Here is an 11,949-nt window from a genome sequence, read left to right on the forward strand (position 1 = left end):
TGATTTTTGATTTTGATAGACAGTATAAACCCACCCAAGCCATTTATAGCTCGGTACCGTTTCAGCAAAGTCCTTTTTTACTCGGGCTTAAGAAGGCCGGTGGGTCTTCAAGCCTTTGGATGCATACTTGATGGTTGTTTTGAACACCAGAGATGATTTAGAGGTGCTGATTTCTATTTGTTTCATTATTTTATGTACACTATCTCTTTGCTAGAATTGTACGCCGCAAAATATCCGGTTCCGTTTATGATATTTGAGTAAATTGGAACGGACTCTTTGAAATTTGGTAGGTTGTCTGATGTATTATCAAGCCAGGTTTGATATTCACGGAACGACTTGTAGAATTTAAAGAATGTGTCATCAACATTTGCCACGGTTACTGCCAATACAACCCTTTCGCTTGTAGCATCGTAAGCCGAATTTACAATTCCGGTTTCTGAATTACGGCCGGATGCTTGTTTGTCTGATGGAAAGTAAAAGCTGTTGTCGGGAATATCAATCGAGGTGATTAATGGGAAAATACCAATTGATGAACGAATTTCGCCTTCTACTTCGGCCCAAACGTTATAGAACTTGTATGAGCTGGAATTCTCCCAGATGACCGAGAATAGATAATCTTTGCCCACGCGGGCCCCTTGTACGGACACTGCATTCGGTTTGGGCGGAATAACCGCCGTCGCAGAGGCTGTCAACTGTTCTGGCGCTGTAACTTTTAATGACAGTATCGTACCCGGCTCCGAATTGCGGAACACATTTTCTGCCTCATATCTTTTTGTAGAATCGTTATACAATAAATTAATTTCCTTACTTCCATTTGAAACTATTACTACCGCGTCGCTAATACGTGCGGAATCTGATTTAATAACTGACCCTACTTTTTGTCCTTTATATACATAAACTGAAATCATTGAATCCTGGGGAGATACAAAACTGCTGATCGCCAATAGCCTTTCTGGTGGAATATCTTCGACCTGAACGCCAGTGTTGCATCCGCAGATCATGAGAGCGCAGATCATGGTCCAACTAGCGATGTACCGTATTTGCATCATTAAAATTTGAAATTATAGGTAATTGATGGAATAACCGGAAACAGAGATTTTTTTACAAGTTCAGTCCTTTGCCCCTTCTCTACGAAATCATTACGAGTTTTTAAGTAATAGTAAAACGGATTCTTTCGCGAATAAGCATTGTATAACCCGAATTCCCACGACCGCTCCCCCCGTCGTTTTTTCTTTAAAAGTTGTACACTTAGGTCCAGCCTGTGGTATGGTTCAGCCCTGAAGCTGTTACGACTACCCTGATAGTCAATCGTATTGATAACCCCTCCGGTTGGGTTCGCGGAAAAGTCGTAGTTGATAAATGAATAGCTTTGTGGAGCCGAGATTGAGTTTCCGGTGGCATAGAGCCAATTAGCGGACAGCCTCACCTTTTCACTTATCTTGTAACTGCCGACGATCGAAATGTCGTGTCTGCGATCATATCGTGGAAAAAAACGCTTACCATTATTGAGATCATCAAACTGATGAATCGTCCAGGACAGCGTGTAACCTATCCATCCGGTAAGCTTGCCTGTGTTCTTCTGTAATAGAAATTCAGTGCCGTATGCCCAACCTTTTCCGTTCGTGACATTGTCTTTCCATTTAAGTTCTTGTACCCCGTCCGAAATAGCAAGAAATGAGGCGCCTTCGCGGTATGCTATGATGTTTCGTAACCACTTTCTAAATGTTTCTACTGTGAACACCAATCCATTCCTCGGAAATATGCGGCTGATTCCAGCCGCAATTTGATCAGATTGTTGAGGCGGAGTTTGGCTGGTGGTCGGCACCCATAAGTCGGTAGACAACCCAATACCGGTGTTCGACAGAAGGTGAATGAATTGATTACTGCGAGAGTAGGAGGCGGATAGACTCCATTTCTTCGCCAGCAAGTAATTTAGAGCCAATCTCGGTTCAACGAAAAAATATTCATCGCCATCGGATTTTAAGCCAGTAACTCTTAGGCCGCCAATGACGTTAAATTGATTTGATATTTTAAAAGCATCTTCCGCGTATAACGAGTACTCGACACTTACGTACTTTTCTGTGTTTTCTTCGGCACTTTTCTGGGTGACATCTTCGAATGCATATATTCTTGGCTTGAACCTGTGGCGTGTAAACTGAAATCCGGCCTTTATTGTATGAAAATTATTTGGGTAGTAATCGAAATCGGTTTTAAACCCCCAATCTTGCAGCGATGACTGGAATGAGGTGCTTGTACCTGTGATTATGCTATCGCGTTTCCGATGAAAATCCTCTGTTAAATCAAAATTGAAGTTGGTAAAAAGTAATGTGGTATTAGTAAATAGCTTTGGATTTAATTGATGATTCCATCGCAAAGTACCAGTAGCATTTCCCCAGATTAGCTTTGATTTTGTTTGAACAATCGATGTGGAGTTGATTGACTGTTCATTATTGACTAACTTGTCGCTACCGAAATAGCCGCTTAGATATAGGTTATCCTTCGGACTTAGCTCTACATTGCCTTTCGCGTTGATATCGTAGAAGTTATATAGCGTAGCGGAGTTTTTTTGCATAAATGGTTTCGATATCAAATCAAAATAGCTTCTCCTGGCTGAAATTAAATATGAAGATTTTTCTTTGCGTATTGGTCCTTCAACCGTAAGCCGGGATGAAAGCAATCCGATCCCACCTTCACCGTGAAATTTCTCCTTATTCCCTTCCTTCATTTTTAAATCTATTACGGATGATAGGCGACCGCCGTATCTGGCAGGAAATCCCCCCTTCCAAAATGAGACATTGCCTATTGCATCGCCATTAAATGTTGAGAAGAGGCCGAATAGATGGTTCGCATTATATACTGTGGCTTCGTCCAACAAGATAAGGTTTTGATCAGGTCCACCACCGCGGACGTATAATGCGGTAAAGCCTTCAGTCGCTTTCTGGACTCCCGGTAGGAGTTGTAATGCTTTAATTACGTCCTTTTCTCCTAGTAGTGTTGGAATTTGTTTAATTCGCTGAATTGGCATCCTTGTCACGCCTGGTTCCGTCGGTTTTTCGTCTTTGATTATTATTTCGTCTAGATGGGTTACGTTGGTTGGCAGATCAACCGATAGAAATTTTTCGGTCCTTGGATCAACCCGCCTTTCAATTTTTTCGTAACCAACAGAAGAAAATATTATCGTGTAGTTCTTGTCCGAAGGCAAACTAAGCGAGTAGAACCCGTATGTGTTGCTAACAGTATGTTGAGAGTAGCCTTCTACGCTAACAACAACCCCCGGCAATTTTTCAAGACTTCCCTTTTCGCGTACATAGCCACTGATAGTAGTTACCTGCGCATAAATTGATGTCGTTAAAAAACACAATAGGCTACATAATCTGATCATCGTAAATGTGTGAAGTGCATACATTTTTCGATAGGAAAGCTTCGTCATTGCTTGTTAGCAACAAACGAAGCTTTCAAACCGGGAATACTGTCATTTTCAATTTGAGTTGCATTTAATACATCACCCACAACCTCAATAGTCCATTTGCCGGTTAAAATCTTCCTGTAAAGAGAATACTGCATTTTATCCTTTGTGTTGTCTCCTTCAAGTAATCCGAACTGATATTGCTTGTGATCAACATCATACAAGTAGGTCAAATAGCCATCTAGGCCATTTATGGCGATATCTCCACCACATAACTGGCTGTACTTGCCTTCGTCAGTATACTTGCAGGAGGCCCAGCGAAAGTTTCCGGAGTTAAAGTTGAATTGTAGTGTGTCTGGAACCTGCCCAGCCAACTTAAACGATGAGAAGGACCAGTTTGCTTGAATTTTCGAAAATTCAGCGTTTACCATTTTTTCTTCCGCGCTATCTTTGTCACAGGCTGCTAAACCGGCAATCATTACAGCAAACATGAATATTTTTCTCATACGAACTGTCTTTTAATAGTGTATGTGCCCAAGTTAGGGGGCATTCAGCATATTTAATAATTTTCGAAGTAATAACTATAATCGGTATACCCGTTGTGATCTACTACTAATTGGTGTTTTTTGGGGCCGTCGATATCGTATACAACGTCGACCCCTGGGAACACGCCGCTCGGATAGGTTAGGAAGAAGTCATTTGGTAGTTGTCCGCCTGGACCGTTTAGTATGTTGTGTAAAGTAGGTGGCGTATACCAACTTGCAAAAAGGCCTCCGTCTTTGCATTTCAGAAAGTAGTGAATGTTGTTGTTGGGCCCATTGTGATTTCTGATGAAGTGTAATTTTTCAGACCAGTCTTCACCTGATATATGGTTTGACGTATATGCGTACCCTTCGCGGGCAAGTACTTTCGAACCCGGCTGAGGTTTCGATTTTACGCTAAGAAAGAAACCAATCACACCTGCCTGTAGGGTTCTCGATAGTTCCTCTGTAAATACAGGAATTTTGTTTGGAGTGGGAACTGTCTGGTTCGTATTTGCCGAATTCGACGGATTAGTATTTTGCGACGACACCTGCGGTTTTTGGCCCCTGTATACGGGGATCACTTCATACTGGACTTCGTCTAGGTAATTATTTAGGACGATCTGATCTTCCGAAGCGAATTGTATTGTCACTTGATTTTTACCTTCTTTATCAGACAAAACTACATTTTTTTTAAAATAAGTCTTGCCAGATTCCTTTTCCAGAAGGGAAATTTCACTTTCGAATTGCTCATTCGAAGGCGTGGCTTTGTTTGAAGTGGATGTGACGTCAGGTTGACTGCACCCGATCACCAATGCTGCCACAGCTAGTGACATCGCAACGGCACGTGTAGAATTGCTCATTGTTTTTGGATTAATATGAAAGAATAGAAATTAATATTCCGTTAATATATAGTCTCGAACTTTTATGAAATAAGTCAGGATACCAATGCGGTGCAATGGGGTATGTGAATTCCTGCTTCGATTTGATTCGAAGCACGAATACGAAATTCATTCTTATCAATGATTTGAAATAACTAACAGGTGCCAGATTGATGCTTGTGCCTGCGTACAATATGTGTTTGGAAGCCAAACTTGAACGCAACAGTAAATCCGTAAAGGTTGCAGGTAAATCTACAACATTACGTCTTATATTAACTTATTTTGCGGGTGCTATAAAGAGTAGAGGTTATTCAATGTGTGTGTAATTTTCTTGTACAAGAATAAGCAATCAAATTTACATTTTGTAATTTTTGGTTACTTTTTTTTATTTGATTGATTTTTTGGCGCTTCAACGATTGGTTATTAGAATCATCAAGTATTCAATTGGATATATTATTCTCAACCATTTTGTTGCATTCAAACTTAGATTTGGCACAATTTGGGAGCCAATTCAATTAGACTAAATGTTGAATATTGATAGCTGGGATTGAAAAGACTTGTCATCTCCAAGCGGAGCTAAATTCTCATACCGCCGAAGTTCAAACTTCGGTTTGCGGCCCGGCCGCGGCTTCTTACCGCGAATGCTATATACGGTATGACATTTCAGTGCGTCGGCCGGGAGCTAAGGACACTCAAAACCCTTGCAATTCTTCAACGATGACCTGCGCCGCCAGATCCGCCGTCATCAGCACGATTTGTTCGGGGCTGCCATCGAAGACTTTTCTAAGCGCCAGGTGTCGACCTGCGACGACAATGTGCAGGAATATAGTGCCTACCGGTTTGTCAGGTGTTTCACTTCCGCCAGGCGTGGTAAGCCCGGTGACAGCTACCTGTACGTCGGACTGAATAAGCCGCGCCAGGCGTATGGCCAGTTCCCGGGTCACTTCGGCCGACTCGGGGGTATATTGCTCAATAAACTCGGGGGAGATTCCCAGCACATCCTCTTTTACCTGGGCATCGTAACACACCAGGCCGCCTTTGAGCACATCTCCCGACACAGACGTGAGCGAAAACTCATGCGCTAGCCTGCCTGCGGTGGCACTTTCGGCGAATGCGATCGTAAAACCTTTTTCTTTAAGTAGTGAACCGCATTTCTGGATAATTCTCGAGGGCATGGTATCTATCTAAATTTAATGTCGGCATAATTTGCATTGTATTTCCGGATCAATTCAAATGAACTTACTGCCTTAGGCGTGGGCACGCAAAAGCATGCTTTAAAGACTCATTCCGCCGTCGACGAAAATATTCTGGCCGGTGATAAACTTTCCTGCATCTGAGGCGAGCAGAACTGCCATCGCCGCACAATCCTGTGGCTCTCCCACCACACCAAGTGGTGTTTCCTGCCTTTTTGTGATCCGTTCTTCGACTGCCGGCACATGCTCTTTCAGGCGGGCAGTGCCAATCACACCGGGCGCCAGGTTGTTGACCGTAACCCCTTTGTCGGCCAGTTGCATCGCCACGTTCTGGACCATATTGAGCACCGCTGCCTTGCTGGCCGCATACACCAGCATGGATGGGTGAGGCCTGACCTGCTGAACGCTGCCGATGGTAATAATCCGGCCCCAGCCCTTTTGGATCATCGCGGGGGAAAATCGCTGCATAAGTAGCATGGTCGATTTTACATTTACATGCATCTGGGCATCAAAGTCGGCTTGGGTGATCTGTTCCCACGGTTTGGCGATCTGCAAGGAAGCATTGATGACCAGAATGTCAGGCTGCGGCTTTCCGTTGAGCTGTTTTTCCATGGCAGCAACACTACCTGTTTTGGACAGGTCCGCGCGGATGACAGAACCTTGAACCCCAAGCTCTTTAATTTGTTTTAATACCGACTTAGCTTCATCATGGCCTTGCCGGTAATGCAAGACAATATCAGCACCATACTCGGCCATTGCCAGGGCAATTCCCTTGCCGATACCTTGGCTGGAACCCGTAATCAACGCAGTTTTTCCTTTCAAGCTGAAATTTTCGGCCAGTTTTTTGCGGATGTCGCTCATTCGATTGAAGGTTTATAAACTGTTAAGCGCAGGCCGCAGACTATTCAACATCTTGCAAACATTTTTCTGGCGTTGTTAAGCCTTGCAACGAACCAGACCTTTATCAATTCTTGTGCCTGCCCGACACTCGAAGAGGTTAATGCTGATGACGTGAACTCATTTGAATATGAACTCATATCTGCACAAGTCGATGCTCTACATCCTCGATTAACAGTGGCCAAGGATGGGAATTTTTCAGAGTCGGGCTTACGTTCGTTCAGGAGAAGTATATTGTCTCTGACGGTTTGCTTATTACATCAGGTTAATAGCGAGCCATCGAACCATACGTCTTCATAGTCTCCGGCTTTAAGAAAACGCCAGCCGGGAGGTAGAGCTAAGAATTTCAGGACTTCGGAATTCCAGTTACCCAAGTGTTTGACATGAAGAGGCAGAAAGAAATCGTCGCTTGTATCCATTTCTTCTCCCGCCCAGATATACCAACCAGTTGTGTCTGCTTCCGGTAGATGCCGTAATCCGTTTATTGGTACGATACCGTCCTTAACATTTGAAGATATACCGATTTTTTGATCTAATTCGATTGGCCAGAATTCGCTGCCTAGTGCCTGGCATTTCGCTTTCTGTTCTTGGGTAACAAAATTCCAATCCATGTATAAGTCGATTTTATGATTATGACGTCTTTTCCAGATTTAACCTCCATTCACTGGGAGTGTTGTTCCCTAAGCCTTCATGCGGTCGTCGCTCATTGTATTATTCGAGCCATTCTGCTGTCAATTGCCTAACCGCAGCGGCGGCCGCTTTTTCAAGCGTGAATTTTCTTCTTCCAAATCTTTCAGGCGTTTGACCTCAGATGCTACCATGCCGCCGTAACGGCTTTTTCAATTATAAAATGTGGCCTTGGAAATGCCATGCTGCCTGCAAATCTCCTTCGTTGGAATGCCAGCTTCCTGTTGTTTGAGGATCGAGACGATCTGTGTCTCGGTGAATTTGGTCTTTTTCATCAGTTTAAAATTAAGTGATATTCTCTAATTTCAAACTGTCTGTCGTTTCGGGATACTTACAGGTTAATGTTTTGAGTTAATAATGTGATCTGATGCTAGCTGAGATAGGTTGGGAAATTTCTTACAGTCGAAACCCGCGCGACGAAGTCGGACAGTGCATACTTATCCATGAACTTGTAGTGACTACATACACAAGCATTTGTGGAAAGAGAAAAAGTGATTCCGATCAAGAGCAGCAAATATTTGGTCATGCTGCATTTTCATAGAAATTTTTAAGCACAGAAAAATATTATCAGAAAGGCTTAGTCACAAAGTGGCGGGCGGGAGATGGGGATTTATTGGCCTACCAGATCCGTTTTAGGAAGGTTTCTTACTTTGCTTTTTGAATTTAAGATCTTGACAATCATATTTTTAAGCTTTTCGAGTTGTTTTGGGCGATCAATTTCTGTTTTTAAGCAGTCGCCTGTCGTGTAACACTTGTTGTACCTGCCGCTGTATCCGACTCCTATTCGGCTTGGAAAAGATGGTTCCAAGGAAAAAGAATTTTCAGCACATTCAAAATGGTCCGGAAAATTCAGGAATTTCATTTCGTTTACCAGGTCATATAAGTTGGAGTTCCATTTTGTCCAACGGCAAGAAGATAGTTGTGTCTCCATTAACAAAGTTTCTTACATAAGTCTGATTTCTAGATGTATAGCTAAACTCCCATGCTTCAATTTTAAATCGAAAGTCACTAGGGTAGTGCGATACTTCGTTGCGGAAGTTACATTGAATGACTAGTACGGTAACGAATAACAGACAAGTTATCGTCGCAGCTCTTTGATTCATGACTGACTACTAAAATTCAAAATCAAATATGTAAATAAATTAAATATTAAAAAGCTGTTTGTAAGGTTAGGTTACCATACCATTATCGTCGTAGGGAAGGAGCATTATTTAAGACATGACATAAATCACCAAAATTTCCATTTTTTCCTTTTTGATAATTCTTTGATCGTCTGCTTTACCAGTGATCGAGGTTTTTTCTCTTCCGATTTTAGCTGCCTGTTAATAGTTTGTAATATCCATACCTCAAAGTCAGATACGGAACCGTACACGGAATTTTCCATGTCAAACTTTGCCTGCACTTCAATGTTTTCAACCTTTTCAATGAGATGTGCTATCCGCCTGTGTCGAGCTGGAAGATACCAAACCACGTGAACTTTGTCGGCCCAATCGGCATGATTAAGTACAAGGACATCCGAATTTTCAAAATCTATTTTCGTAGGTCGACTAGGCTGGTTTATCCTGGTTGCGGCAATTAAATTATATCCGTATTCACTATCATTAATTGATTCCAAGACAACTACTCCGCCGTAATTCCCGTTTTCAAGCTTAAAGGTCAGGCAATCACCTTTCTCATACAAAGCTTGCCGGATTAGGGCCTTTTTCCGTGACTTCGCTTTTGGCCTTTCTGATTGCAATTCAACCAGGAATTTATCCAGCGCATTTTCTCGTCTTTTTAAATCCTTTTCGTTTGATCCTAACTCTTTCCAGATTTTCAGATCGGCCCCCGATTCGATAATTGTTCTAATTCTTTCAAATAGCTCTCCGTCAAGTTGTTTGCATTCCCATTGAGCTTTCGCCAGGGCGAACCAAAAATTATGACAGTCACCATTGTCATGAATCGTCTCTTGGTAACCAATAACCAACCTTCTTGAAATTTCTTCAACTCCCACACCTTCGTCATACAAATCGAAAAAATCTTTACGAACATCGGCATAGGTATCGTTTGATGCTATTGATGTTCCCCAGGTGCTCATATTATTAATGGTGAGATTGTAATTTATTAATGCTGAGATTGCAATCTAAGTTAAAAACGTTTCCGATTGGTGCACACGACCACCATTCGGTATTAACCCTGATTGACTCGTTTATCACGCCAAAACGTATTTTTATCCCGCAAAAGTGCTGATTTGTCGGTTTTTGACATGTACAAAATATACAAAAGCGAATTTTGCCGCATTCACCATCAACGCTTTTATATAATGCAATTTCGCTCATCCACCAACATCCAGCTTTGTCGTTCTTTTCAAAACGGACTTTTTTTCGTTCTCTCTTTAGTCGCATTCACGGCGGCCGCCCAAGTACCTGCCGGACCCGGTACCGCCGCCACTCTGCAATTGCCGGGTGCTGACACCGTCGTCAATACAGCAGCGAAATGGTATGAGAAAGAGACCATTTTCCTCGTTGGCGGCAACACGTTTGTCAAAAATGGAACGACATTTACCGGTAGAAAGGCGCTGTCAAAAGAATTTTCTATATCTCCAACAGGCATGAAATTATATGTGCGTTCCCGGAAAATCAGAAACTTCACCATGACGCTGTCTCTTGCCGGAGCAATCGGGACCATTTTTGCGACTACATCGAAGAATCGTGATAATTTGAGAGGTCTTATGTGGACATCAATTGGTGTAGGCGTTGTATCTTCCTGGGGAACTGCCTATGCGAATAGCGTGCGTGATAGGGCATTTTGGATCAGAAATCACGATGCGATGTTAAAATTCAATGCTCAGGATTAAAAAGGCTCATAACGCCTGAATTTGAACGGGCAGGAGCAAGTCACCGGTAAACGCCGTCGTAGTTGCTACCCATATATGCGCCCCATTTGACTGGGTTATCGTGGACCTGCGTCGCAGTGGATATGCAATGTACCTGCATACCTTCAAAGGATTCCGAAAGTTGGTTGTGCGTATCAGTGCTGTTACAGAAAATCACCTCCAGGTAACCATCGCCATCCAGGTCGCCAATCCAAGGGGTGGAAGACAGGTTATGCCCCGCAACCGGTTCGATAAGCATGTCTACTTTATCAGCTGCGAAGTCAATGCTGTATATGGCTGTGTTGAATACTTTATCTTGTCCCTGGAGCAGCTCGTGGTCAACACTTAAAATGATGTCATCTACACCATCATCATTCAGGTCTGCCACGATCGGACTGCTTGTCTGGTAGTAACCCAGGGAGTCCAGAAATTCAACGTGACCATTTTTACCATTGATCATGGCTTGTTTGGTAGCGCTAAGATATGGCCAACGCCCCTTCGCAAAGGATATGAAAAAGTCGGGGGTTTCATCATCATTAAAGCGTCCGATCGCCATGGAGGTGTACGCTTCGGTGCGCGGCAACGCTACCTGCCAAAGGGGGCCGAGCGTTTTACCGTCAAAGCTTAGTACCCGTCCATCGACGCTGTTGGCAACTATATCCATAACGCCGTCACCGGTAAGCTCTACCCAGGCTGGCGGTGCGATGAAGCCCTTTTTAGGTCCGGTTGCAATCAGGCTGGCAGCAGAAAGGTCACCTTTTAGAACCATCCCGATCGTACCCACAAAAAGGTTGCCGGGGACGGTTTCGCCCCCTGTTCCGAAGATAATCTTTGAATCGGTCGGATGTTCGGGATCAAAGTTGACTGCGACAGACATGTAGATTTCCTTATTATCGGGCATGGCCGCTTCTGCCAGTATTTTTCCATTCGCACTGCTCATAATTGCTAGCCGCCCGGCAGCGCGGTTGGGATTGAAAGGTGGCACTTTGATGTCGCCGCCATTGGAAACCAGGATGTCACGAAGGCTATCACCATCGACATCGTGGATAAACTGCGGGTTGTAAAAGTTAAACCAGCGCTCTCCGCCGACGGAATAGGCGGTCGTGTCAAATTTCCAGATCGTGTGCCCCGTCCGGCCATCAACTGCCAGGAACTCCGAGGAACGGCCTGCAAAAAACGCATCCTTGACACTGTCACCATTGATATCGTACATGCCGGCTGATCCGAACATCTGGTCGTTGGCGGCATTCTTCCAGACAAGCATCCCGGATTTGCCGTCCAGCGCTATCATAGCCGAATCTGAATGCTGAAATTCAGCTTTGCCGGCACCGATAATCACATCGAGTACACCGTCTTTATTAACATCTTCAACGCGCGGGGACGAGAATGTGCCGATACCAGGAAGTGTTTTTGTCCATAAAACCTTTTGCTGTTTTTGGGCAAGCAAAAACCACAACACACCTATGCATGCGATAATGAGTACAAACAGGTTTTTTTTCATTTTAAGGAA

10 protein-coding genes and 1 pseudogene are annotated in these 11,949 nt (G+C 43.5%); 1 reads left to right on the top strand and 10 read right to left on the bottom strand.

The genetic code is table 11. The features are described 5' to 3' along the window. Nucleotides 1–185: 185 nt before the first annotated feature. From BMW93_RS04595 to BMW93_RS04635, 9 genes and pseudogenes are all read right to left on the bottom strand, one after another. Nucleotides 186–1,016: a DUF4249 family protein gene (locus BMW93_RS04595; protein WP_177194003.1), complete on the bottom strand. Its 831-nt coding sequence runs from the start codon at nucleotides 1,014–1,016 to the stop codon at nucleotides 186–188. A 32-nt stretch (nucleotides 1,017–1,048) separates the two neighbouring features. Further along, nucleotides 1,049–3,430 (bottom strand): TonB-dependent receptor, encoded by a 2,382-nt coding sequence (locus BMW93_RS04600; RefSeq protein WP_229240208.1) that lies wholly within the window; start codon nucleotides 3,428–3,430, stop codon nucleotides 1,049–1,051. Next, nucleotides 3,427–3,912 carry a hypothetical protein gene (locus BMW93_RS04605; RefSeq protein ID WP_090374037.1) on the bottom strand — a complete coding sequence of 162 codons (486 nt, stop codon included), beginning with the start codon at nucleotides 3,910–3,912 and terminating at the stop codon, nucleotides 3,427–3,429. Before BMW93_RS04605 ends, BMW93_RS04600 begins: the two co-directional genes overlap by 4 nt. Nucleotides 3,913–3,965: 53 nt before the next feature. Beyond that, the gene (locus BMW93_RS04610) at nucleotides 3,966–4,790 is read right to left on the bottom strand and encodes a hypothetical protein (protein WP_143061590.1); all 825 of its coding nucleotides are present in this window, start codon (nucleotides 4,788–4,790) and stop codon (nucleotides 3,966–3,968) included. A gap of 710 nt (nucleotides 4,791–5,500) precedes the next feature. Beyond that, nucleotides 5,501–5,983, bottom strand: a complete 483-nt coding sequence (locus BMW93_RS04615) for a CinA family protein (RefSeq protein ID WP_090374039.1) — start codon at nucleotides 5,981–5,983, stop codon at nucleotides 5,501–5,503. Between the two features lie 99 nt (nucleotides 5,984–6,082). Further along, the gene (locus BMW93_RS04620) at nucleotides 6,083–6,862 is read right to left on the bottom strand and encodes an SDR family NAD(P)-dependent oxidoreductase (RefSeq protein ID WP_090374040.1); all 780 of its coding nucleotides are present in this window, start codon (nucleotides 6,860–6,862) and stop codon (nucleotides 6,083–6,085) included. A 296-nt stretch (nucleotides 6,863–7,158) separates the two neighbouring features. Then, on the bottom strand, nucleotides 7,159–7,509 hold the full coding sequence (locus BMW93_RS04625) for a hypothetical protein (protein ID WP_090374041.1): 351 nt from the start codon (nucleotides 7,507–7,509) through the stop codon (nucleotides 7,159–7,161). Between the two features lie 147 nt (nucleotides 7,510–7,656). After that, a pseudogene (locus BMW93_RS04630) lies at nucleotides 7,657–7,860 on the bottom strand (transposase); the annotation flags it as partial. Nucleotides 7,861–8,813: 953 nt separating this feature from the next. Continuing rightward, the gene (locus BMW93_RS04635) at nucleotides 8,814–9,662 is read right to left on the bottom strand and encodes a hypothetical protein (protein WP_090374042.1); all 849 of its coding nucleotides are present in this window, start codon (nucleotides 9,660–9,662) and stop codon (nucleotides 8,814–8,816) included. A gap of 102 nt (nucleotides 9,663–9,764) precedes the next feature. Between BMW93_RS04635 and BMW93_RS04640 the strand changes: the two genes are divergently transcribed. After that, nucleotides 9,765–10,421, top strand: coding sequence for a hypothetical protein (locus tag BMW93_RS04640; protein ID WP_143061591.1), 657 nt, complete (start codon nucleotides 9,765–9,767; stop codon nucleotides 10,419–10,421). Between the two features lie 40 nt (nucleotides 10,422–10,461). On the opposite strand, the gene BMW93_RS04645 is transcribed toward BMW93_RS04640, so the two are convergent. Then, nucleotides 10,462–11,940: a PQQ-binding-like beta-propeller repeat protein gene (locus tag BMW93_RS04645; protein ID WP_090374044.1), complete on the bottom strand. Its 1,479-nt coding sequence runs from the start codon at nucleotides 11,938–11,940 to the stop codon at nucleotides 10,462–10,464. Nucleotides 11,941–11,949 lie beyond the last annotated feature (9 nt).

It is taken from the genome of Dyadobacter sp. SG02 (assembly GCF_900109045.1).
GTDB lineage: Bacteria > Bacteroidota > Bacteroidia > Cytophagales > Spirosomataceae > Dyadobacter.